We start from the raw sequence: 24,548 nt of genomic DNA, 5'->3' as shown, positions 1-24,548 counted from the left end.
CGCCACGAGCTGCTCGGGCCCGGCCAGCCCCTGGTCGATGGCCAGCGCATAGATGAGCGGCTTGAGCGCCGAGCCCGGCGAGCGCGTCGTCGCGAAGCCCGGGAGCTGCCCGCCGTGCTCCGTGTCGAAGAAGTCGAAGTTGCCCACGAGCGCGAGGACCTCGGCGCGCTCGCGGTCCACCACCACCGCCGTCCCGTTGTGGATGCCCTTGGAGCCCAGCTCCGGCGCGGCGTCCCGCATCACCCGCTCGACCAGCCGCTGCGCGCCCGCGTCCAGCGTCGTGCGTACCCGCCCCTGTCCGGGACGTCGCGCCCGCAGCCACACCGCCGCGTGCGGGGCCTCGCGCGGGAAGGGGGTGAGCCGCGCCGGGACAGGGGTGGCCCGCACCTCCGCCAGCGCCGCCTCCGGTGTCACCCGCGCCTCCTTCGGGCCGAGCGGCAGCGCCCCCTCGTCGAAGAGCCGCTGCGCCACCGCGTCCCGCGCCACCTTCAGCCGCGCCGCGTTCTCCGGCGAGGGGAAGCGCCGGTTGGGATTCTGCGGCACCGCCAGCAGCGTGGCCATCTCCGCCGGGTTCAGGTGCGTGGCCCGGTGCCCGAAGTACGCCAGCGCCGCCGCCTCCACGCCCTCCACGTTCCTCCCGTAGGGCACGAACTGGAGGTAGGCCGAGAGGATCTCCCGCTTGGACAGCCGCAGCTCCAACTGCGCCGCCCGCAGGGACTCGATGAGTTTGGAGGTGAGGGTGCGCGGCCGGGGCTCCAGCACCCGCACGAGCTGCATGGTCAGCGTGGAGGCCCCGGACACCCGCCGGCCCCGCAGCACGTTCGTCACCGCCGCGCGCACCACCGCGAGCGGATCCACCCCCACGTGCCAGTGGAAGCGCTTGTCCTCCAGCGCCAGCAGCGCCTGGACGTACGCCGCGTCCACCTCTTCCAGGGCCGTGGGTACCCGCCACCGCTCATCCGGCGCCAGGAAGACGTGCGCCGGCATGCCGTCCCGGTACTCCACCACCACCGAGTGCGGCTGGGAGAGGCGCTCGGGCAGCGGGAGGAGCCAGGCCGCGCACAGGGCGACGAAGGCGAGGCACAGCGGGAAGAGGGCCGCCTGGAGGATCCTCTTCCTGGAGAGACGAAGTGACGGCATGGGAAGTCGGAAAACCGGGGGGCGGCATCCAGACATTACCAGCCGTTCGCGACTCCTCGGAAGCGTCCCCGGCCCCTGGGCACTGTGGCGTATCGCCACAGGCGCCCGGAACGCCGCACCTCGAAGTGCGGCGGAACGCCCCACTCGGGCACCCCGAGCCCACCCGTCCCGAGGCAGACCCGGTGGCACGTTCATCGCAAACCCCGGTCCGTCCTTCTCAGGAGGTCAGCACAATGAAGCCAGGCGCCAAGATGGCATGGCTCGCGGTGGTAGTGGTCGGCGTCGTCACGGGGTCCGGCGCCGTCCTGTTCCGACAGAATCTCGGCGTCAACCCGCCGCTCGCGCCCCTGGGACTCATCCTGGTGCAGATGGCGGCCCTGCTCCTGCCCCTGTACCGCTCGCGGGAGCTGCGGGTCGAGGTCCGAGAGCAGCCGAGCGGGCGAAGAACTCCCAGGTGAGAGGAGTCGGTTCCGCGGCTTCTTCGCGGTTAGAGTCCGCGACCCATGTCGCTGTCGACGCTGCTCACCGCCGAGAACCTCCGCGCCACCGCTGGAAATGCATTCACCCGCGGTGAAACGTATTGGCGGGAAGGCCGTGTGCTCTCGTGCGTGCTCGAGAACGACGCCCTCGCGGGGCTCGTGGAGGGAACGGAGCAGTACCGCGTCCGGGTGTCCGCTCCGCGCGGGTCGCTGGTGGCCCACTGCACGTGTCCGGTGCGGGATGACCTCTGCAAGCACGCCGTCGCGCTCGGCCTCTCGTATCTCGCCCAGCGCGGCTCGGTGCCGGAGACGCCGAACCCCGTCGACGAGACAGGCCCGTTCTCCACGCGCAAGGACCTCGAGCGCTGGGCGGAGGAGCACCACGTCCAGTACGCGCTCTCCGTCTCGGCCGAGGTCCTCCTCTCGGAGCTGCCGATCAACGAGGCCCAGCGCAACGGGCTCCGGTACGCGCTGAGCGGCCTGTCCCTCCGGGATGTCGGGTCGCGCGAAGGTGCGCAGCGCCACGGGGGCGCTCGCGGAAGAGGGCTCGAGACGGCCATCCCCGAGGCGACGTGGGAGTACCTGAAGGCCGAGGCGGCTTCGGTCCAACAGGCCCTCTCGGAGGAGGCCGCACGTCGCGAAGTCCATCCGGACGCCGCGCTGGCACCCCTCTGGTCGCGCTTGCTCGAGGTGCGACGCACCCTCCGCCCCCAGGCGCCTCCGCGGTCACGCGCTCGACGCGCGTTGGCCACCTGGAGCTTCGACGCCCAGGCCTGCGCGCTGACGTGGAAGGAACGCGATCGCGTGGTTCGCGCCGGCCCCGACTACGGAACGGTGGGGGTTTCCTCGCGACTGACGTTCCCCGGCGGTGGCGAGGGCCGGGCGGATTGCAGCTGCGCCGCCCGTCAACGCGGCTGCACGCACCTCCTGGCGTTGATCGACACGACACTGGAGCTGCTCGACAACCCCTCGCGAGTCACCGAGGCCCGGACACTCACCGATGAGCTGCTTCGTCCAGCCTGGGCCCGGGCGCTGAAGGAGCTCGAGCTCTTCGAGACCGAGGCCGCGAAGCCTCGCGCCTCCATCGAGGTGTGGTGGTGCATCGAGCACGAGCTGGGAACGCTCACCGTCTCGCCGCTCGTGAAGAAGCAGACGCGTCGCGGAACGCTGAGTGCGGGAGCGCGGATGACGGCGGCCCGACTGCTCGAGGAGCACCGGGAGCTGCTGTCCGAGACGGACCTGCGGATCGCCGAGCACCTGGCCTCGTGGGCTCCCGCTTCACGTGCGGCGGGAACGTACCCCGCGCGGGCCTTCCTCGCGCTCGTCGGTCATCCGCGGGTCGCGCTGGAGCTCCGTCCGGAAGAGCCCCTCGAGGTGAAGCGCGTCCGGCTCGGCTTCTCCGCCCTCTCCGCCGCGGACCACATCCGCCTCGAGCCCTCGGTGGAGGGAGAGCGCTTCAGCCCGAAGCTGCTGGGCGCACTGCTCAAGGCCTTCGCTCCAGGAGAGCCGCTGTTCACCGTCGATGGGGAACGTGCCCGGTGCCTCCTCATCGACGTGAACGAGGAGGCTCGCCAGCTGTGGAACGTGCTCGAGAAGCACGGCGATCAGTTCCCACCCGAGAGCCACGAGCAGCTGCTCGAACGACTGTCGCGCCTGGAAGCACGCCTTCCGCTCGTCGTGCCGCAGACGCTCAAGGGTCGCGAGCTGAAGACGGAGACGCGCACCGTCGTCCGGCTGCGGCTCCTCCCGGACGTGTCGTTGGAGCTCGAGCTGCTCGTGCGTCCGGGAGAAGGCGCTCCGGTGTTCCATCCCGGAGAGGGGCCACGGGATGTGCTCCTCTCTCGCGGGGGTGAGCGGGGCTACGTGCGCCGACAGCTCCTGCTCGAGGACGAGCGTGCACGCACCGCGCTCGCCCGGCTTCCGCTCGCGGGCGCCGAGGAGGGCCCCCCGTACTGCTTCCGACTCGGTGACACGGACGCCGCGCTGCGGCTCGTGGCCGCGCTCCAGGCGCCACCCGAAGGAATCGAGGTCGAGTGGCTCGATGAAAAGCCGTTCATCACCTCCTCCGTGGGCCCCGACGCGCTGAAGGTTCAGGTCGAGCGGAAGCGGGACTGGTTCGGCGTCCTGGGAGAGCTGAAGGTCGAAGCGGGTCGGCTGGAGCTCGCGGTCCTGCTCGATGCCGCACGGAGGCAGAAGCGCTTCGTGCGCGTCGATGCCAACCGCTGGGTGGAGCTCAGCGACACCTTGCGCCAGCGACTGCTCGCGGTGGCGGATCACACATTCATCGGCAAGAACCGCGTCGAGCTCTCCCCCGGAGCCGTTCCGGCGATCAGCGCGCTTCGCGACGCGGGAGCGGAGGTCGAAGTCGCCCCCACGTGGCGGCTGCTGACGGAGCGGCTGGCCACCTCGCTCTCCCTGAAGCCCAAGCCGCCCACGGCGCTCAAGACGACGCTGCGTGACTACCAGGTGGAAGGCCACGCGTGGCTCAGCCGCGTTGCCGCATGGGGTGCGGGAGCGTGCCTCGCCGACGACATGGGCCTCGGCAAGACGGTGCAGGCCCTCACGCTCCTTCTGGATCGTTCGCGGCTCGGCCCCGCGCTCGTGCTCGCACCGACGTCGGTCGCCTACAACTGGGTGCAGGAACTGGAACGATTCGCCCCGGGGCTCCGACCGGTGCTCTACGCGGAGCAGGCCGATCGAGCGAAGTGCCTCGCGGGGCTCCAGAAGAAAGACGTGCTGATCGTGAGCTACGGGCTGCTCGTGCGCGATGCGGCGAGTCTCGCCACGGTCTCGTTCGCCACGCTCGTCGTCGACGAGGCCCAGGCGCTCAAGAACCCGAACACGCGACGAGCCCGCGCGGCACGGCAGCTCCAGGCGGGCTTCCGGATCGCGCTCTCGGGCACGCCGCTGGAGAACCACCTCGGCGAGCTGTGGAGCCTGTACGCGATCGTCTTTCCGGGCCTGCTCGGAAGCTGGGAGCAGTTCCGCGAGCGCTTCGCCGGCCCCATCGAGCGCGGCAAGGATCCCGACGCCCGTGCGGCGCTCTCCCGGGTGCTCCGTCCCTTCCTGCTGCGACGCACGAAGCAGGAGGTGGCGCGTGAGCTTCCCTCACGCACGGAGATCCAGGTCCCGGTCGCGCTCTCTCCGGAGGAGTGGACGCTGTACGAGGACGCGCGCCTGGCCGCGGTCGCCGAGGTCAGTACCGAGGGCAAGGGGCTGCGCAACGAGCAGCAGCGGTTCCAGGTGCTCGCGGCGCTGACCCGGCTGCGCCTGCTCGCGTCCCACCCGCGGCTCTACGACGCGGAGTCCAGTGTGTCCTCGTCCAAGATGCGGCGACTGCTGGAGCTCCTCGAGGAGCTGCGCCGTGAAGGGCACCGGGCGCTCGTCTTCAGCCAGTTCACCTCGCACCTCGAGCTCGTCCGCGAGGAGCTGGACCGTGCCGGCTTCAAGTACCTGTACCTCGATGGCTCGACGCCGGCGGGCGCACGGGCCAGGCGGATTCAGGCCTTCCAGGACGGTGAGGGCGAGGTGTTCCTCATCTCGCTCAAGGCGGGCGGCACCGGCATCAATCTCACCGCCGCCGACTACGTCATCCACCTGGACCCGTGGTGGAACCCGGCGGTCGAGGACCAGGCCACGGATCGTGCGCACCGCATCGGCCAGACGCGGCCGGTGACGGTGTACCGGCTCATCGCCCGGGGAACGATCGAGGAGCAGATCCTCTCGCTCCACTCGGACAAGCGCGCTCTCGTGGCGGGGGTGCTCGAGGGAACCGACGTGGCGGCCCGTCTCACCACGAAGGATCTCCTCGCGCTGCTCGCGGCGGGCGAAGCGCCACGTGAAGGGGGCGACGATGAGGAAGGCTCGTCGCCCCGAACGGTGCATTGATCCACCGGCGGCACGGTCTTCCCATCCTCACCAGCGCGGCGGCCCCGCGAAGGGACGGAATCGCAACCGGGCTCGGTCACGGGATTGAAACAAGCGAAGTGTGGGAGAACCACAAAACCGGAAATCCCGCCTACGTGCCGGACGGATTTGGTGTATGGAGGCGACTCCCCCTCGCTGTATCCCCCAAGAGGAGTTCCCGATGCGTCGTCTCGGCCCAGTCCTACTCGCTGCGAGTCTGTTCGCCGGCTGTGGTTCCGAACTCGAGCCGTCCTCCGAGCCCATCGCGCAGCAGCAAGCGCCGCTCACCACCTCGGACGTGGATGTGGCCCCGGAGTGCCAGGGCATCCTCGGCTTCGCGAACACGGCGTCCTTCCAGACGCTGGACGCGTACCTGCCGAGCGACGTCGTCACCAACCTCGTCACCCGGCGCGCCTCGTCGCCGTTCGTGTCCCTGGCGGACATCTCCACGGTCAGGCTGGTCGGTCCGGCCCGTCTCGAGCAGCTCGCGGGCGGTGCCCGTACCGAGGGGTACATCGGCCCGAGCTGTGTCGGCGTCATGGACGGCCTCGCCCTCTCCACCGATGACGCCGCCGCGATCGTCTCGCTGGTGAACACGATCAGCGACTCCGAGCTGCATGACGTCCTGCCGGACGCGTGGAATGGCGCCGCGAACCTCCTCTCCCTGCGCCCGTTCACCTCCGTCCAGACCATCTCCAACACGGCGGGGATCGGCGAGGTGAGCCTGCGGAACATCCGCAACTCGGCCACGCTGAGCCGGCCCTTCGAGGCGCTCATCAACGCGGTGAACGCGGTGCCGGATGGGCATACCGGCGTGTACATGGCCCGCCACTTCGACTGGTGGCAGTACGTGACGACCAACGGCGCTTACGGCTCCGGGCTGGAGTGCTTCGGGCTCGAGCCGAGCAGCGTCCCGTCTGGCGCCACCGTCCGGCCGTACCTGGCCGACGCCGCCGAGGTGCGTGCCGAGGTCCTGAACACGGTGTCCACGGCCAACCGGAACAACCAGATCTCCAGCACGGTGGTCTCCGCCGGCCTGGCCAACCTCGATGCGCTGATCACGGGACGCTCGTTCAAGGGTTGCTACTTCAGCTACGCGAACGATCCCTGGAGCGGGCACAACGCCGCCATCTTCGTCGACACCGTGAACGGCTTCAGCGTGCTGTCCGAGACCTACTGGGCCGAGTGAGCCGCGCTCTGGGGTGGCCCCTGAGCAGTCCCAGGTGCCGCAGGATGGACGACACCGCCCCGGCTCCGAGATCCCCTCGGGCCGGGGTTTTTCTTTCGTGCTCGCTCTGGCTGGTCCCGCGCCCTACATGAACAGGCCCGGTGCCGTCTCCAGGGCCGCGCGCAGCTCCTCAACGGTCGTGTCCATCTTCTCGGCCACGGTGGGCGCGTGCCAGGTTGACGCGACTGTCCCCTCGGGCGCATCGCATACCACCTTGATGACCGAGCCGAACGAGCCGGGCCACTCGCGCTGGACCAGCACCGCCACATGCCTGCGTGCATCCATGAAGGTGAAGCACGGCCAGCGCGGCAGTCGAATCGTACTCATGTCGCAGTTGAAGAACCGGCAGCCATTTAGCACTACTGCATCAGGACTGGGCAGGCAGTGAAGGAGGGGAGTGCCGGCTCGCCTGCCTTTAGAAGTAGCGCGGGGGCCCCTACCGGAGAAGTCGACCGGTGCGTATTGCTTGGGAGGTGGAGCCGAATTCAGCGCGTCAGGTGATGGGCACCTTCATGAACGCCACGGGGGTTCAACGGCTCGAGGAGTATTTCCGAAGGATTGGCGACGTCTTGGGAGAGGAGAGCCGCCGGGGTTCCTTTGCTATTTACGCCATGGGGCTGCTGGGAGACGGGGAGCGCAAGAGCGTCGAGCCCATCGCGGCCCGTGCCTGCCCTGACCCCAGCAAGGTCGATGCGATGCACCAGCGACTGCTGCACTTCGCCGTCGACTCCCGCTGGAGCGACCGGGAGGTCCGCCGGGAGCGGCGCGGTATGCCCTGGACGCCATGACGCAACGCGAGCCCGTGGAAGTCTGATTATCGACGACACGGGTTTCCTCAAACAGGGCAAGCACTCGGTGGGCGTGCCGCGGCAATACGCTGGCTCCGCTGGAAAAATCACCAACTGCCAGATTGGCGTCAGCCTCAGCATCGCCACCCGTACCGAGCACCTCCCCATCGACTTCGAACTGTACCTTCAAGACCAAGCCTCAATTGGCTGTGCAAATGATTGGCCGGGCCGTGGCGGACGGTGTTCCCAAAGGAGTCGTCCTGGCCGACTCCGCGTACGGCTCCTCCGGCGACTTCCGCGCGCAGGTGCGCTCCTTGGGGATACATTATGCGGTAGGGGTAGAATCCCAGACGACCCTCTGCCTCCTTGATGACCAAGGGAGCCCTCGCGGCGAGGCGGTGAGCGTCAAGGACATGGCTTTGAGCATCCACGAGCGAGGGGGCTTTCGACGCCGCACCTGGCGCAGCGGCACCCGTGAGGACCTCTGGGCGCGCTTCGCCCTGCGTCGCGTTGTCGCCGCGGGAGTGCCCAGGACCAGCAAGAGCCCCTCTGGCTTCTCATCGAATGGCCCGAGGGTGAACTTGAGCCGGCCAACTACTTCCTCGTCTCCGTGCCGGGTCGCATGACGAAGAAGCAGTTGGTTCGTCTCGTCATGCAGCGCTGGAGAACCGAGCGTGTCTACGAGGACTTGAAGGGAGAGCTCGGGCTCGACCACTACGAAGGCCGGCGCATTCCTGGTTGGCACCACCACGTCTCTGTCGCCCTTTGCTGTTACGCGTCCATCGTCGCTGAACGCGTGCGGCGTTTTCCCCCCTCGACCCGAGGGGCGGATGAAGCCTACGCGCAGCAACTCCAGGCCTGAACGCCACTTCCACGACAGCTTCATCACCGCACGGCTTGCCATGGCTCGGGTGATTGCCACCTGGCTGCCTCGGTGCCCTACCTGCCACCGCTCCAACACCCGACACCGCTCACGCCACCCGGCAGGCCTCCCCGTTCATCCTTCGGGGCCCTGACGCAGTAGTGCTAGCACTTCGAGTCATGTGAATTCCCTGTTGGCACCCGGGAGGTTGAAGCGATTGATCCCCGGCACGGCATGAGGGGGTGTTCGACTCGTCCCGGGTTCTCTTTCGTGGGGCCGAGCAGTGCCCCTCGGGTTGAAAAAGTGAAGCCCGGGTTTCTCACGACCGCCCGATGGAGCACGTACAACTGGCACGACACCGCCCTGCGACGCTGCGCTCGAGCCATCTCACCGGGTGGACGGGCTGGGAAGACGTGGCGAAATCGAGGGCACTCTGGTGCCACGGCCCTGTCTCCTCCTGACCGAATACCGGTTCAGGGGGAGCGTCCATGCGCACGCGCGTGGGGTGGGCAGCCGTCGGAAAGTGGAGCCGGGGTGAGCCCGGGCCGGAGGCGCCTGCTCGAAGTGGGCTAGAGAGGCAGGTTTTCAGGCTCGGGAGTGAAGAGCGCGTGAAAGAGCGTGGTCTCGGGCGGCTCCTTGAAGTGCACAATCAGCGGGACTCGGAGCTCGGCGATCTCGCGAGGAAGCGCCTCGGCCCCGAACCTCGCCTCGATCTTCCCGGCAATGACCTCCGCGAGCGCCTGCATTTCGGGCGGAAGCGGATCAAGAAAGACCCTGGCGGCGGCGGGGTTCACCTCTTGACCTTTGTAGTCGTACTGCACGCCATAAACGGTATAGACAGGCGCCAGGACACTCAGACAGCCAACAACCACCCAGCCGCGCAATCGAGGCTCGTCCTCCTGCCGGTTCGAAGGCATGGGTTCCCGGTTCGTATACACCATGCATTTGAAGCAGGCATCACAGGTGGCTGTGGCATGCCCAATGTTGAATTTCGGAAACGCCACTCTGAGTTCGCCCATGAGCGCGCGCCACTGGTCGAGCTTCTTGAGCGCTTGCTCCCACGCGTCATGGAACCTCTCTGTCTCAGGGCTGTTTTCCGGTTTGTCATCAAACTCATGGTCCGAGCGCCAGTAGTTCCGAGCAACAGACAGCAACTCTTCCGCTGAAATGGGCATGGGCTTAGAAGTCCACTCGGATGGGCTTTGTTTTCTTTTCACACAGGACCGTCACAATCGAGCCAGGCACGGCGCGATTGAGGACCTCGTGAAAGGTTTTCCTGAATTGCGTGCAGACAAGTCCAGGAAGCGGCGAGGCGGGAGCGGCGAACACCTCTCGCAACGCTTGGTTGGCACAATCGGCGGCGAGCCGCTGAGCGAGCGGCTCGGACATCAATCCAACCTTCTTGGTCTCAATTGGCATTCCCACGCCGAACTTGCAGAAATAGGGCTCCAAGGTTGATTGATTGATGACGGTTGCATGGATACACGCGGCACGCCAACCATCCGCTTCCGCTTCGGTTTTCTCGACAATGGTGATGAATTGGAAGTGGCTCGGCTGGTAATGGTTGATGCTGCATCCCGAGAGAACGGGCAGAACCACCACGAGCAGGCGCGGGAGCACGAACAGCCACGTGAGTCGTCTCGAAATGCCCACGGCACCACCTCGGCTCAAAGGGGTCAGCCAAGCGCCCGACACATGCTGCCATCATGTCCCACGCTGCACGTACAGCACCACACAGTGGCACCTGGGACTGTCACCTCCCCATCCATTCTACAGCCTGCGGAGGGGAGGGCCGCGCGACCCGCCGAGAGCGCCCGTGCTTTCGTGAGGGGGTGAGGAGTCGCGCATGCACCCCGAGCAGCCGCTACGCCTTCGAGGCCCTCAACCCGGATGTTTTCCTCGGCGCATAGGGCGAATAGGCGGAATAGAGGCCGTGTTGAGGGTGAGGGCTGGGGCGGAGGGGCCGAGGAGGGCCGCTGACAGGGGTCGCCCGAGCAGTGAGCCCGGTCGGTGGAGAGGCCGCGCAGCCCCTTTCGGCACACGCCTGCCCAGGCTGCCCTCCCATGGGGGGCGCGGCAGGAGCCTGGGCCTGTTGGCTCTGTGGTGGCGTAGGCCTCAACACCACGCGGCCTGGGTTGACTCTTGCGCCGGGGGGGCCAGGCTCACACCTGCCGTGGGCAAGCCCAGGTGATCCCGTATCGCTCGCACTCCACCCCCCTCCCTTCACGTACGCCAGCACCCGCCGCCTTCCTCCACACCTCACGCAGACGAACACGTCGAAGTCGAACGTCCTCTTGAGCAACTCGGCCCAGTCTCCTCGCGGCGTCTTCTCCTTCATCGGCTCCTTGCTGACCGCTGCCTGGGACGCCACGCTCCCCCGTTGCGTGCATCGCCGGCATCATCCGCGCCGGACAGTCGTCGCGGCGCGGGAGCCAGCGGGCCCGCCAAAGGGGCGGGCCCGCGAGGTGGCTACACCAGCCCGCTTCCGAAAGCGCTCGACAGATAGGCGCGGGACTCGGCGATGGACTCGTCGATGATCCGCGCCGCCTCGCGCGCCTCCTCCGGCTTGTGCGCGGCCTGCACCTGCAGGCGGAAGCGCGACTGCCCGGTGGGGGTCACCGGGAACTCCACCATGAAGGCGAGCACGCCCCGGTCGAAGAGCAGCCGGTTGGCGATGCGCGCCAGCTTCTCGTTGCCAATCAACAGCGGGACGATGGGCGAGGGAGAGCCCATGCACGTCAGCCCCCGCCGGGTCAGCTCGTCGCGCAGGGCCTGGATGGCCTGGAAGAGGCGTCCGCGCAGCACGTCGCCCTCGGGCGAGCGGATGATCTGCGCGGCCTTCAGGACGACCGCCGTCTGCACCGGGGAGAGCGCGTTGGAGAAGAAGTGGGAGCCGCCGAACATCTTCACGTACTGCTTCACCGCCGCGGAGCGCGAGGCGAGGAAGCCGCCATTGGAGGAGAAGGTCTTCGAGAAGGCCCCCATCACCAGGTCCACCTTCCCCAGCAAGTCTTGCATCCCGAGCACGCCCGTGCCGCCCGGGCCCATCGCTCCCAGGTCGTGCGCCACGTCCACCAGCAGGGTGGCGTCATGCTCGCGGCAGATGGCCTGGAGCGTGACGAGGTCCGGCCAGTCCGCGTCCACGGAGAAGAGCCCGTCGGTCACCACGAGGATGCCGTTGCGTGTGTCGCGGCTCCGGATGTCCTTCAGGTGCTGCCGGACCGACTCGATGTTCAGGTGCTCGTAGCGGATGATGTTCTTCGTGGCCGCGCGAGCGCCCTGCTGGAGGCACGAGTGCGCCAGCCGGTCGATGACGATGTGGTCCTCCTGGCGGACCAGGCCCACCATCGAGCCGAAGCCCGCCGCCCAGCCCGTGGGAAAGAGGGTGATGTGCTCCATCTGCAGCAGCTCGCCGAGCGTCCGCTCCAGCTCGTCCGAGATGCGGGTGTTGCCGAGCACCATGGGCGAGCCCGCGCTGTGCGGCCCGTAGTCGTGCATCGCCCGGATCGCCGCCTCGCGCACCGCGGGGTGGGCATTGAAGGAGAGGTAGTCCTGCGAGTTGAAGTTGATGCCCTGCGTCCTGCGGCCCAGGTCGTTGGTGATGGTGGCGTTGCTCCCCGGCGCCGCCTCCAGCACGCGCGAGTACTGCCAGGTCTCGGTCCGGCGGCGTGCCTCCACCCAGCCGTTGAATTCCTCCGTGCGCGTCAGCAGGTTGCATCCCACTGGGCGGTAGAAGTCGTAGGCGTTCTTGTCGAGCGAGTACTCCTCGTCGGGATCGATGTTGCGGCGCAGGTGGGCCGGCTGCGACATCTCCTTCAGCGACTCGCGCACCTCTGGGAACTGCTGGCGCAGGAAGCTCCACAGGGCGCGCACGGCGGCGTCACCCTCCTGGGGCTGCGCACCACCGCCGCGCAAATCCATGAGCGGCTCCCAGGGAATGTGGGAAGCCCAGTTGCGCATCATCTCGGAGACCTCCAGCGCCGCCTGCCCCATCTCGGTGGCACAGCGCTGGAGCTGCTCCCGGGACTCGGGCGTGGCGAGGACCTCCTCGCAGGACTGTCCCCTCACCAGGCTGGCCGCTCGTTCGGCGGCGGTGAGGATGTTTCCAATGAGCGCGTCATCATCTCGCGGTGTCGTGGCCGGGTTCATGGTGTGTTCCTCCAGGGGGATGGCGGTTCAGGCGGCGAAGAGGTTCTGCTGGTACATCCGGGACACGGACTCGAAGTTCTCGAAGATGGAGAAGCCTCGCGAGGACTCCTTGGCGGCGTCGTTGAGCAGGAAGAGGTTGGAGGCCTGGAAGAACTCGGAGACGGGGGCGATGTCGGCGTGGGTGGCGATGAAGCGGTTCGTCTCCTCCTGGTTCCCGCGCAGCGACACGAAGAGCTGGAGCTCGTCATGCCGCAGCGGACGCATCTCGGCCAGGGTGCAGACGTAGTCGTAATAGGCCGCGGCGGACTGGCTGCGGCGGCGGCTCTCGTAGTGCTTCAGGGCCTCCTCCAGCGGCAGGCTTCCGGACAGCCACCCATCCAGGGCCGTGGCGGCCAGCTCCGCGTCACGGAAGGCGTGGGTCATGCCGGTGGCGGTGCATTGATCCTTGAAGCACTCCGCGTCTCCCACCAGCACCCAACCCGGCCCGTACAGGGGCCGCAGGAAGGCCGCCTGATCCAGCGTCCCGTAGATGCGCTCCTCGTGTTTGCCCTTGGAGCGGACGAGCTCGCCAATCTCCGGGCTCACGAAGTCCAGCCCGCGTTGGAAGTTGCCGGCCACGTCGCGGCGGAACGCCTCGGACCACTCGCTCGGCCCCCACACCAGCGTCATGTTCTGGCCGAAGTTGGTGGGCACCACCGCCATTCCCAGGCGCCCGCGCCGGTGCAGGTGCGCCGTCTCCAGCGAGAAGCCGGAGATATAGCTCCAGTAGGCGAACGTGCACTTGAGGCGCTCGTCGTACTTGGGCAGTTTGAGGGTGCGCGCGACGAACGAGTTGCGCCCGTCCGCACCGATGACGACGCGCGCCCGCTCCTCCACCCGCGTGCCATCCCGCGTCCGTCCCCGGATGCCCACCACCCGGCCTCCCTCGGACAGCAGCTCCTCGACGAGGAAGCCCTCTCGCACCTCGGCCCCGGCCTCCACGGCCGCGTCAATGAGGATCTTGTCCAGCACGCGGCGGCGCACCGAGCAGTAGTTCTGCACCACGCCCGTGTCGTCGCCGTGCAGCTGCTGGAAGTACTGACGCAACAGCTCCACCGGGACGGTACCGGTCAGCGCAATCCCCTCGTTCACCAGGTTGATCTGCGTATGGGAGGGAGTCGTGGCGAGCACCCGGTCCAGCAGCCCCCACCGGTTCAGATACGAGGTGCCGTGGGGCCAGAGGAAGTGGGTGGAGATGACGTCGCTGGGAAAGGTGGAGCGATCCACCACCAACACCCGGTGGCCCTTGCGCGCGAGCAGCATGGCCGTTGAGGCCCCCGAACAGCGTCCTCCTACTACGATGGCGTCGAACACGGCTCCTCCGTCAATCCAGAACAACTGGAAATAAAGATTTCCGAGGAAAATACGCGGAACCAGAGGAAGCTGTCTAGTACTTGACTCTGGAGGCGTGGTCATGATGACCCACACCGGCGAAGCGACGCCGGGTGCGTCGACGGCGCCTGACCGGAATACAAGGGCCCGGACAACAGGAATCGGAGGAAGCGCAGCATGTTGGCAGAGTCGCTCAAGGGAAAGTCCGTCATCGTCACCGGCGCCAACAAGGGGATCGGCAAGGGGATCGCCCGGGTCTTCGCGCGACACGGCGCCAAGGTGTTGGTGGTCGGGCGCGATCTCGAGGCGGCCGAGGCAACGGCGCGGGAGCTCGTCGCAGCCGGGGGCACAGCCAGCGGCTTTTCCGCCGACGTGACCAGGCTCGAGGACATGGAGGAGATGGCCAAGGCGGCGGCCGAGCGTCATGGCGGGATTGACGTGCTGTGCGCCAACGCCGGCATCTTTCCGCAGGTGAGGATGGAGGACATGTCGCCGGAGACCTGGGACGAGGTGATGGCGACCAACCTCAAGGGCACCTTCCTCTCGGTAAAGGCTTGCATCCCCTATCTGAGGAAGTCTGGCGAGGGGCGCATCGTCATCACCTCGTCAATCACCGGTCCGACGACCGGCTTTCCTGGCTGGACCCATTACGGCGCCACCAAGGCCGGGCAGCTGGGCTTCATGCGCACTGCCTGCATGGAGCTCGCGAAAGACCGCATCACGGTCAATGCCGTGCTGCCCGGCAACATCGTGACCGAGGGCCTCCAGGCGCTGGGCCCGGAGTACATGAAGGGCATGGCGGCGGCGGTGCCGCTCGGCACGCCCCTCCCCACTCCACGCCAGCAGGTGGAAGTGGGTGGAAGCGAAGGTGAAGGCGTGCAACCGCACATGACCCGAACTGCGCTGGACGGCTCGCGCCAGCACGCCTCCCACCACCTCGTTCACCTCCGCGCTGGGACGCAGCAGCCGCCGTCCCTGGAAGCACCTCTCCGCGGGTGACAGCCGTGACGGCCCGTCGCTCAGCGTGTCTCAGGCGTTGGCGAGGGCCCGGTCGACGAGCTGCTCCGACGCCGCGATGAAGCGGCCCGCGTACCCATCGCCCAGGGACGGACTGGCCTCAATGGGCTGCCCCTTCTGGTTGAACATGACGGGCGAGCGCCCTTCGAGGCCAGGCGACAGGAGCACGGGCACCATGCGCTGGGCGTACTGCTCGGCGCTCATCATGAGCAGCCCGATGAACCACTCGACGACGCGGTGCTTGAGGGAGCCCTCGCCGAGCAGGTTGCTTCGGATCTTCGTCTGGATGAGGCCCGGATTGAGCCCGTGGAAGTCCAGGGTCGGGTAGCGCCGCGCGAACTCGAGCACGAGCGCCTCGTTACCGGCGACGGTGCTCATGTGCACGCGCATTGGCGCGTAGGAGCGCTCCGCGTTCAGGTCCTCCAGGTCCCCCTTCTCATTGGTGCCCGGAAACCCCATGACATAGATGCGGGGCCGCGAGTGCCCCTGGCGCGGAGCGGCCGCCATCCGCGGCGCCAGCTCCCGCAGGATGGCGAGGCGGCTCAGAAAGCTCACCGCCATGTCACGCTCCAGGCCCTCGGACGTCACCTCCCGTTTGGGGGCCGCGATGATGCCCGTGGTGAGGAAGACGAAGTCGAGCTCCTCCGCCGCGAGCGTGCGCGCGACGCGGCGGCCCTCCGTCATGAGGCTCAGGTCCGCCTTCAGGAAGTCGATTCGCGCCATGCCCTCATCGCGGAAGGTCCGTCCGACGACGGTGACGGACGCGCCGAGCGCGGCCAACTGGCGTGCGAACTCGCGCCCGATGCCGTCGGTGCCGCCGACGACCACGGCCTTGCGGCCCGACAGCGAGAGCCCGGCTGCTGGACTGATGTGGAAGTCCAATCTCGGCTTTCCAGAGAAGTTCGCCATGGCCCGGGACATTACCGCACTGCCTCCTTGCGCAGGCCGATGTTTCTCACCCCTCCGGGGGGAGGAGGGCAAACACTCGCGCCGGGGCGCCGCTGCCATCCTTCACGGGCAGAGGAGAGACCACGAGGAAGGCTCCCACCGGAGGCAGCATCGAGAGATCCGCGAGGTTCTCGATGTGGTAGCCACCTCCAGCGAGGAAATCCCTGTGCTGCTCGAAGGTGGTGTTGGAGCCCGGGTCCGTGGAGAGGGTGTCGATGCCGACGCCTCGCACCTGCCGCTGGCGCAGCAGGTGGCTGGTGGCCACGGAAAGCCCGGGGAAGTGCATGACACCGGCCGCATCCGCATTGCGGTAGCGCTTCTCGTCCGGCCAGCGCGCGGCCCAGCCGGTGCGGATGAGCACCAGGTGCTGGGGCTGGAGCGGGCCATGCTCGCGCTCCCAGGCCTCGAGGTCCGCGGGGGACACCTCGTAGTCCGGGTTCTGGGCGACCTGCGCGGTGACGTCCACCACCGCGGCCGGGCCCATCAGCATCTCCGGAGGAATCCTGTCCACCGTGGCCGCGCCCGGGGCGAAGTGCGCCGGCGCGTCCACGTGCGTACCGATGTGCTCCCCGACCACGAGTTGGCGGATGAAGTAGCCATCGCGCTCGACGGTGCCCAGCACCGTTACGCCAAGGGGCGCTGCGCCCGGAAAGATGGGCATGTCGGGGGTGAGCGGATGGGCGAGGTCGACGACTCGTGCGCGCGGGAGCCACGCGGACGGGGAACCGGCTCCCCGCGACTCACGGCCGCTGTTGCCCGAGGTGGCACAGGCGCCCAGCAGCAGCGCCACGGGAAACGGCAGGAGCTTCCAGTATCTCGTATTCATGGAGGAGACCCTTGTCAGAGGCGGCGGACTCCGCGGGACGATACCTGGAGGCCGGTTCCCCGGACACCTTCATGCCCTGTCCCAGAAGCCACCGAGCACCACAGGGCGACCGCGAGGAATAAGGGCGCGCTCCCGGCACCCGGCTGCCTCAGGTCCCCGTCACGTCGAGCTGCGCCACCAGGGCCTCGGCGGTCTCCGAGTGCTGGCCGGCGTAGACCTCCAGGCGCCAGGAGCCCCGGCCCAGCACCGTGCAAGCGAAGCGCGTGCCGCCGTACTCACTGGGGCAGTCCTCGGCACTGCCATCGCTCGCGTTGACGACGCGCACCCGCGTGCGCAGCCCCTGGGGATTGTCCAGCTCCACCGGGAAGCGCCCGCGCACCTCGGGGCGAGGGCCCATGGGGGCGCGGATGCGGATGGCCGTCCGGGAGAGGGCCTCGGCCCCTCCGCCGCTCGGGGCGGCGTCCCCGCTGCCCCCGGCGAGGCGCAGGAAGTCTCCGCGGCTCAAGGGCGTGCTCAGCAACTGCCAGCTCGGGTCCGAGGGGAAGTGGCGCCGCACGAACTCCTGGGGAGGCGTGAAGAGGTAGTGCGTGCGGTAGTTCCGGAAGAAGGTGCCGGTGTCGTCGATGTAGCCCGCGTTCCAGGTGACGTCCAGGAGGTACCAGTCCCCCTCGATGCGCACCGCGTTCCAGGCGTGGCTGGCGGGCTCCTTGCTGAAGCCAAACACGTCGCCGTGCAGGGTGACGACCTCCTCGCCCACGGCCTGGGCCATGGCGGCGAAGAGGTTGGCGTAGCCCGCGCACACCGCCTTGCGCTTGGTGAACACGTCCGCCGGCAGCTGGCTGGTGCTGGCGTACCGCTTCGTCAGGTAGCCCACCCCGTCGTAGGCCACGCGGTTGGCGACGTAGTCATGCAGCGCCTTGATGCGCTGGAAGGGGTCGCGCTCCCCGCGCACGAGGTACCCGGCGGCCGTCGCGTAGTCCACCTCCGCGGCGGAGTGGATGGAGAGCACGCGCGGATGCAGCTCGGCGGGCAGCGGCCAGCTCACGGCGCTGCCCGGCCGCACCGGCACCTCCTCCACCGGCTCCGGCCGCGGCTCCCGCGTCACCACCGGCTGGGGCTCGGGAGGCGACACGGGCTGGGAGGGCACTGGCGCGGGTGGGGGCCGCGTCGGCTCCGGGGTGACGACGACCACCTCCGGCGGCGGGGGGAGTTCGTCGGGCCGCGGCGCCTGCTTCGCCTGGGCGATGAGCTGCTCCTGGTAGGGGTTGTCGGTGGCCAGGACGTAGGCCCACTCGACGCGGTCCGCCGCGGCGAAGACGAGCCGCCGCGTCCACCGCACCTTCGCGTCCCCGCCGGGGGGCAGCATCCAGTCTCCGCGCAGGGAGAGCGCGGTGAAGACGCCCCGGGGGGCCAGCAGCAGCACGAGTCCCAGCAGCGCGACATGGAGGACGCAGGCGCGCAGCAGCAGCCGGGTGTGCAGCCGCAGCAGGCGCGGGGGCCGGGCCCCACCGGGCAGGGCGCGGGGACGGCTCGCGAGCTCCCAGGCCAGGGGCAGCACCGCGAAGAGCAGCACCGCCATGCCCGTGGCCACCTCCCGCGACGCGCCCGTCCACGCCACGAGCGTGGAGCCCACCCAGGCGCCGAGCACCGGCGGGATGAGCAGCGCCAGGCCCAGGAGGAGCCGGAACAGCGTGCCCCAGGTGAGGGAGCGGGTGGAGCGGGGCGGGAGCGGCAAGGTGGACCTCCTCCCCCCCGAGTAGACCACACTTCCAGCGACGTGGCGGGAGGGGGTCCCGTTACAGCAGGAAGTCCGCCCAGGGGCCGGAGACCTCGACCGAGCCTCCCGCCTCGCGCGCCCAGATGCGCGGGTCGTACATCGCCTCCGCCTCCACCGGGGGCAGCGTGAACTTCCCGGACGTCACCGCGCGCACCGCGTAGACCACCGTCTTCGACTCGCCCGCGTCGAGGCTGCCGAAGACCTCCACCCGGTCATCCCGGATGTTGACGTAGTCCGCGCTCCACTGCGCATCGCCGGAGGCCCACTCCACCGTGCCCCCACGTCCGAGCCGCGCGTTCTCGATCTCCCAGCCCGCCGGCAGCCGGTCCACCAGGGCGATGTTCTGGATGCGCTCGCCCGAGGTGTTCTTCACCTCCACCTCCACGTAGACGAGGTCCGCCAGATTCACCGAGCCCCCCTGCACGTCGAGCACGTCGCCCTCCAGGTTGCGGTACTGCCGACGGAGGGAGAGTCCCTGGCCACCCGTGCGGTACTCCCCGTCCGCGCGCACGCCCTCGCTCGCCAGCACCAGATAGAGCTTGCCCTCGCCCTTGTCCGAGACCTTCAGGTTCAGACCCTTGCGCTCGCTCGCGCGCACCAGCGCCCACGTCCGGTCCGAGGCGCGCTGCTTGCTCCCCTCCCGCGCGGCCACCACCTTGCCATCCGCCGACAGCACGGGCGCGCTGAACTTCGAGGCCGCCCCCGCCACGCGCTTGCCCAGGCCGGTGATGCCCCAGACGAGCTCCTGCGTGGTGTAGTCGCCGCTGCGCTCGTGCTTGAGGGCCTCGGCCACGCGCTGCGCGAGCGGCTCGCCCGCCGCGTCATCCCCGAACAGGTCCTGGAACGTGCTCAGCATGAAGCCGCGCCGACGCCGGTCCGAGTAGAAGGACCAGCCGTTCCACCGTTCCTCCGTCACGGGGGAGATGTCCGGGTTGCGCAGGTCCTTCTCGTAGCGACGGTCTCCCGCCAGGTACAGCGCCGCCTTGAGCATGAACGCCTGCTCGGCCCGCTCGCCGTTGCTGTAGAACTTCTGGCTGCCCTGCTGGTCGATGAGCTTCTGCACCCGGGCCTTGTGGCCCTTGCCGGCCATGGCCAGCACGTAGTGCATGTAGGCCTCGGAGCCATCGTTATAGGAGTCCGAGTTCGAGCGGCCCTCGCGGCGCGTCACCTGCTGGGTCATCCAGCTCAGCGCGTCGTCGATGCGATCCTGCGGCACCGTGTACTTGCGCTTCTGCGCATCCAGCAGCATGTGCGTGGCGTAGGCGGTGCCCCACTCCACCGGCTCGGCGGAGCCCGGCCAGTAGCCGAAGCCGCCCGAGGGCGTCTGCATGGAGAGCACCCGGTTCACGCCCGACATCACCATGTCCTCCACCTTGGCGTTGGCCGTGAGCGTCGGGTCCACGCTGTCCACGAGCTCGGAGACGTAGAGCAGCGGGCGGGTGGAGGACGTCGTCTGCTCGATGCAGCCGTAGGGGTAGCGCACCAGGTAGGAGAGGTGCTGGAAGGACTCGGCGTAGGGGTTGGTGGTCACCCAGAACGTCGAGCGCTCACTGGTGGGCAGCCAGCCCTGGAGGTGCTGCGACAGGTCCACCGTGCCCGAGGCCAACTCGAGCCGCTGCACCTTGCGCTCCCGGGGGCCCGAGGGCAGCAGGGGCACGTCGAGCTGCTCGAAGGAGGTGTGCCCACCGCCCTCGGCCGTCACCTTGAGACGCGCGGCTCCCACCGCCTGCACGGCCCTGGCCTGGAAGACGAGCGTGGTCGCCTTGCCATCCTCCAGCCGCACCTTGCCCTCGCTCTTGCCGAGCAGCTGAAGCGGCGACTCCATGGACGCGGGCATGGCCATGCCCGGCACCGGGAGGTTCTCCGCGGAGAGGGACACCTTCACGTCCTGCGCCTTGCCGGAGAGGTTGGTGACGAAGACGGGGACTTGAATCTCGTCCCCCTGGCTGAGGAAGCGCGGCAGCGTGGCCTGGAGCACGAGCGGGTCGCGCACGAGCACCTGCGCCGCGGCATGGCCGATGCGCTTGGGGCCACTCGTCACCGCCATGACGCGCACCGCGCCGCGGTACTGGGGCAGCTTGAAGGGGACGCGCAGCTTGCCGTTGGAGGGCACCGGCAGCACGCCACTCCAGAGGGCCACGGGCTTCACCGGCTGCACGCGGCCGGCGGCGCCCTCGCCGCCCTCGTCACCACCCGTGGAGCGGGAGTTACCGCCCGGGGGCACCAGCAGCGTCCAGCCGATCGTCTCGTACGTCTCCACGCCCAGGGCGCGCTTGGTGAACAGCTCCTTGAGGGGGTCGGGGCTCTGGAAGCGAGTGAGGGAGAGGATGCCCTCGTCCACCACCGCCACCGTGGCATAGGTGCCCGGCTCCACCGAGCCCAGCTCCAGGTCCACCGTGAGGGTGTCGTTGGAGCGCACCTCCTTGGGCACGTTCAGGGTGACGGACTGCGCGTAGTCCACCGGCTCCAGCGTCATGCTGGCCACGCCGAAAGCGCGGTCCGGCATGAAGGCCTGGGCGGACTCGAGGTGCGGGTCCTTCACCAGGAAGGTGCTGACGTAGACGTTGGGCGCGAAGGCCGATGGCTTGAAGCTCCACGTCACCTCGCCCGGCTCCACGGCCTTCCACTCGGCGGCCTGCACCCCATCCGTCTCGGCGGTGAAGAGCATGCGGCCGCGGTAGGGCACCTTCACCTTCACGGTGATGTTGTCCCCCACCTTCGCCGAGCGCGGCAGCTCCACCGCGAGCGAGGTGGGCCGGGCCGGCCGGGGCGTCTGGTCCACCCGCGTGGAAGACTCGTCCCACCAGTAGTAGCGGCCATTGCCCTCGAGCTGGAGGTCCGTCTGCGCCGCGCCGGACTTCACGCGCACCACGTAGCCCGCGGCATTCATGGACGGCGTCACCTGGAAGGAGAACTTCCCGCCCTCGGGCTTGACGGTGGTGCGGCCCTCGCGCACGGGGCGCAGGTGGCGCTGGTAGCGCTCCTCGCCCGACTCCTCGTCGTAGAAGTAGCCGTACTCCTCGTCCAGCCGCAGGTACTCCACCTCCAGCGGCTTGAGGGCCTTGGCGTAGGAGGCGCCCTGCCAGTCCACCACCACGCCCGTCACGGTGAAGGGCTGGTTGGCCTGCACCTTCTGCACGTTGGCCTGGAGGCCCACGTAGTACGCCGCCGGGTGGATGGGCACGTGCGCCTCGCCCACCGTGGAGCGGCCACTGCCGGCCTCGAAGACACTCGCCTGGGCCACCAGCTTCGCCGGGCCCTTGAAGCCCCCCGCGTCCTGCTGCGCCGGGCAGCGCACCAGCGTGCGGCCCTTCGCGTCCAGCTCCCCCTTCACCTGCCCCAGCACGGTGGCCTTCGCGTCCGAGCCCTCCGGGCGCCACACGCCATAGGCGTACTGGGCATTCTCCTTCGGGCGGAAGACGGACGGCTCCAGCCGGCACGTTACCTCCACCGGGCTGCTCTCCGCCGAGCCGCCGAAGAGGTAGGCGGCCTCCACCGCCACCGGCACCTCCTCGCCCTGCACGTAGCCGGGCTTCTCCGCCTGGGCCGTCACCTTCATCCGCTCGGGGACGAACTCCTCCACGTTGAGGCCGTACGAGGCCACCTGCTTCTCGGCCACGCTCAGCACCACGCGGTAGGCGCCCGTGTCCTGGTAGGCCTCGAAGGGCACGTCCAGCGACACCAGGCCCGCCTCGTTCGTCTTCAGCGTCACCTTCTTCAGGTCGCGCTCGCGCGGGTCCACCACCTTCAGCTCCACCGGCATGCCCGCCGGGGGCGCCATGTCGTCCTGGCCGCGCAGCAACGCCACCACGTGCGCGGTGTCGCCCGGGCGGTACACGCCCCGGTCCGAGTAGAGCGAGGCGCGGTAGGGCTTCTCGGAGCGGTACGGCTCGCCCTGCACGTCCGAGTTGGCGATGTCCGTCTTCAGCTCGTTGTATTTGAGGTAGGTGAGCTCGTCGCCCTTGCGCGCGAGCAGGGCGAAGGGCTCGGCGGTGTCCACGCCCGGAGCGGGCACCGTCAACTTGCAGCCGTCCGCGCCCCCGGTGGTGCAGCGGGCCACCACCTGGCCGCTCTTCCTCACCAGGGTCACCTCCACGCCGGACATGGGCTCGGTGCTCTCCATGCCGAGCGCCCACACCCACACCTCCTCCTTCGCCTCCGAGCCCTTCGGCGCCAGGCCGCGCTTGGCCACGAGGCTCAAGTCGGTGAGGAGGATGCGCGAGGCGGCCGACTTGTCTCCGCCCGAGGCGGTGATCTCCACGAGGCCCCGGGTGGTGGAGGGCACGAGGCCGCCCACGTCCAGCCAGGTGGTGGCCAGGGTGTCCTGCGCGCCCTGGAGGGGCAGCTTCTTGCGCGCGAGCACGTTGGAGGTGCGCTCGTCGGCGGCCTCCTGCTCGTCATTGCCCATCCAGAAGAGGAGGTTCTCCTGGGGGACGTGCCGCACCACCAGCTCCACCGCGTCCAGGTTGAGGTGGTTGAGGGGCAGGTTGCGCCAGGCGCTGCGCGGCAGGTAGCGGCCGGTGGAGGCGAAGCTCAGCTGGGGACTGCGCGCGGAGACGGAGAAGGACTTCTCGTAGGTGGACAGCAGCGTGCCGCCGGTGGTCGAGCCGGCACCCGCGTCGATGCGCATGGAATAGGAGCCGCGCTTGAAGTCACCGAAGACGCGGAAACCCCAGCGCGAGGGCGAGACGGAGAACTTCACCTGCGGGTTGAAGTGGATGGCCTCCGCGGCCACGTCGTCATCGAGGCTGCAGCGCCCTCCCCCACTATTACCGTCGTACTCGTAGTCCTCCTCGCCCTCCTCGCCGCTGGGCGCCGCGTCGCCACCCACCTCGCGGCAGCGGACCTCGATGTAGTGACCGGTGGCGCCCTCCTGCACGTAGGCGTTGGTGATGTCGAGCCGCTTGCCGATGAGCAACTCGAAGGAGCCCTCACCCGCGGCCGCCGTGGCGCTGTGGCGGCCCGCGGAGGTGAGGCCCGACTTGAGGGCGAAGCGCACCTCGGCGCCCGGAATGAGGCTCGAGCCCCCGAGGGCGGCGGTGACGATGTGGCGCTCCGTGGGGTGGGAGCGCAGCTTGACGTCGGAGAGCGCCTTGCCGTCCACGGAGAAGCTCGCGAAGCGGCGCACGGTGGCCACGTCCACCGGGCCGGAGAAGACGAGGTCCGCCTCCACCTTGCCCTTGCGCACGTCCATCTGCCGGGGCGAGAGGCGCAGGAAGGCGAAGGCGGGCGTGGTGAAGGAGCGGCTCCACTCACCCGAGGCCTTGGGCTTCACCACGCTGCCCGTGCCCAGCTCCAGCGCGTCGAGGGTAACGGTGTACTGGGTGTTGAAGGCGAAGGGCTCGCGCGGGGTGAAGACGAGCGTGGAGGGGCTGCGGAAGCTCAGCGAGCCCGGCACGTCCGGCGACACGGTGACGGTGGTGCCCTTGGCAACCTCGTTGCCCTCGGGCGCCACGGCGCGGGGGAACTCCAGCACCACCTCACGCGGCACCATGCCCTCGGAGCCGAGCTCACGGATGACAGGGGTGACGGACTCGGCCGAGGGCGGGGCGTTCGGGTCGGACGTGACCGGAGCCGGGGTGGAGGTACCGGACGAGGCCGGGGGGGTGGTGGACTCGTCCTTCTTGCAGCCGACGAACGCGCTGACGAGCAGCGCGGCCAGCAACCCGCGCGAGACTGAATGCGAACCCATGGGTTCCTCCGAGGAAATCGGAGCGGACGCTAGGGTTGCACGAGGGCGGCGGTCAACGCTCCGCCCCCAGATCCCAGTGCTCGGGCGAGAACAGGCACACCCCGTTGCCCTCGGTGTCGGTGTTCACGCAGAACGTGAGCGCTCCACATGAATCAGGCCGCGCCACGGCGCACGGCCGGCGGCAGCGGCCCTGGTGGCAGCGAAAGCCCTCCGGACATTCGCCAGCTCCGTCCTTCCCGCAGGGCTGGACGCACCGCCCCCAGGCCTGCCCCACCCAGGCGATGAGCGGCTCCGTCTCACACACCTGGCTCCTGACACAAGGCGTCTTGTGGCACTGACGACCAAGCACCTCGGCGCACACCGAC

14 protein-coding genes and 2 pseudogenes are annotated in these 24,548 nt (G+C 69.0%); 5 read left to right on the top strand and 11 right to left on the bottom strand.

What is annotated here, in order from left to right; translation table 11 throughout:
• A partial coding sequence (locus tag VF794_RS28380) for a transglycosylase domain-containing protein (RefSeq protein ID WP_331115750.1) occupies positions 1–1,140 on the bottom strand: 1,140 nt, incomplete at its 3' end.
• A gap of 233 nt (positions 1,141–1,373) precedes the next feature.
• Here VF794_RS28380 and VF794_RS28375 point away from each other — a divergent pair.
• The 3 genes from VF794_RS28375 (at position 1,374) to VF794_RS28365 (ending at position 6,714) form a co-directional block, all read left to right on the top strand.
• A complete protein-coding gene (locus VF794_RS28375; protein WP_331115748.1) occupies positions 1,374–1,598 on the top strand; it encodes a hypothetical protein in 225 nt (74 codons plus the stop codon).
• A gap of 45 nt (positions 1,599–1,643) precedes the next feature.
• Complete coding sequence (locus VF794_RS28370; RefSeq protein ID WP_331115746.1) at positions 1,644–5,507, top strand: DEAD/DEAH box helicase; 3,864 nt, start codon at positions 1,644–1,646, stop codon at positions 5,505–5,507.
• 199 nt (positions 5,508–5,706) lie between these two features.
• On the top strand, positions 5,707–6,714 hold the full coding sequence (locus VF794_RS28365) for a hypothetical protein (protein ID WP_331115744.1): 1,008 nt from the start codon (positions 5,707–5,709) through the stop codon (positions 6,712–6,714).
• 123 nt (positions 6,715–6,837) lie between these two features.
• Here VF794_RS28365 and VF794_RS28360 read toward each other — a convergent pair whose 3' ends face one another.
• The gene (locus VF794_RS28360; protein WP_331115742.1) at positions 6,838–7,080 is read right to left on the bottom strand and encodes a hypothetical protein; all 243 of its coding nucleotides are present in this window, start codon (positions 7,078–7,080) and stop codon (positions 6,838–6,840) included.
• A gap of 185 nt (positions 7,081–7,265) precedes the next feature.
• Here VF794_RS28360 and VF794_RS41870 point away from each other — a divergent pair.
• Positions 7,266–8,403: pseudogene (locus VF794_RS41870) on the top strand (IS701 family transposase).
• A gap of 569 nt (positions 8,404–8,972) precedes the next feature.
• Here VF794_RS41870 and VF794_RS28340 read toward each other — a convergent pair.
• The 4 genes from VF794_RS28340 to VF794_RS28325 form a co-directional block, all read right to left on the bottom strand.
• Entirely contained in the window at positions 8,973–9,578 is a 606-nt protein-coding gene (locus tag VF794_RS28340; protein WP_331115737.1) for a hypothetical protein, read from the bottom strand.
• 4 nt (positions 9,579–9,582) lie between these two features.
• Positions 9,583–10,056 carry a hypothetical protein gene (locus tag VF794_RS28335; RefSeq protein WP_331115735.1) on the bottom strand — a complete coding sequence of 158 codons (474 nt, stop codon included), beginning with the start codon at positions 10,054–10,056 and terminating at the stop codon, positions 9,583–9,585.
• An 816-nt stretch (positions 10,057–10,872) separates the two neighbouring features.
• Positions 10,873–12,552, bottom strand: a complete 1,680-nt coding sequence (locus tag VF794_RS28330) for an aminotransferase class I/II-fold pyridoxal phosphate-dependent enzyme (RefSeq protein WP_331115733.1) — start codon at positions 12,550–12,552, stop codon at positions 10,873–10,875.
• A gap of 27 nt (positions 12,553–12,579) precedes the next feature.
• Entirely contained in the window at positions 12,580–13,905 is a 1,326-nt protein-coding gene (locus VF794_RS28325; RefSeq protein WP_331115731.1) for an NAD(P)/FAD-dependent oxidoreductase, read from the bottom strand.
• Positions 13,906–14,100: 195 nt separating this feature from the next.
• Here VF794_RS28325 and VF794_RS28320 point away from each other — a divergent pair, with 195 nt between their 5' ends.
• Entirely contained in the window at positions 14,101–14,922 is an 822-nt protein-coding gene (locus VF794_RS28320; RefSeq protein WP_331115730.1) for an SDR family NAD(P)-dependent oxidoreductase, read from the top strand.
• A gap of 30 nt (positions 14,923–14,952) precedes the next feature.
• Here the strand turns inward: VF794_RS28320 and VF794_RS28315 are convergent, their stop codons facing one another.
• The 5 genes and pseudogenes from VF794_RS28315 to VF794_RS28295 form a co-directional block, all read right to left on the bottom strand.
• Positions 14,953–15,861, bottom strand: a complete 909-nt coding sequence (locus VF794_RS28315; protein WP_331115728.1) for an SDR family NAD(P)-dependent oxidoreductase — start codon at positions 15,859–15,861, stop codon at positions 14,953–14,955.
• Between the two features lie 34 nt (positions 15,862–15,895).
• Positions 15,896–16,714 carry a cyclase family protein gene (locus VF794_RS28310; protein WP_331115726.1) on the bottom strand — a complete coding sequence of 273 codons (819 nt, stop codon included), beginning with the start codon at positions 16,712–16,714 and terminating at the stop codon, positions 15,896–15,898.
• 148 nt (positions 16,715–16,862) lie between these two features.
• The gene (locus VF794_RS28305; RefSeq protein WP_331115724.1) at positions 16,863–18,449 is read right to left on the bottom strand and encodes a transglutaminase domain-containing protein; all 1,587 of its coding nucleotides are present in this window, start codon (positions 18,447–18,449) and stop codon (positions 16,863–16,865) included.
• Positions 18,450–18,510: 61 nt separating this feature from the next.
• Positions 18,511–24,183, bottom strand: coding sequence for an MG2 domain-containing protein (locus VF794_RS28300; protein ID WP_331115722.1), 5,673 nt, complete (start codon positions 24,181–24,183; stop codon positions 18,511–18,513).
• A 52-nt stretch (positions 24,184–24,235) separates the two neighbouring features.
• Positions 24,236–24,548 (bottom strand): annotated as a pseudogene (locus VF794_RS28295) (hypothetical protein); the annotation flags it as partial.

Origin of the sequence: Archangium sp. (genome assembly GCF_036389735.1) — a bacterium.
Taxonomy (GTDB): Bacteria; Myxococcota; Myxococcia; order Myxococcales; family Myxococcaceae; genus Archangium.
Note: the sequence above shows the minus strand (reverse complement) of the source record. Positions and strands in the feature narration are given on the sequence as shown.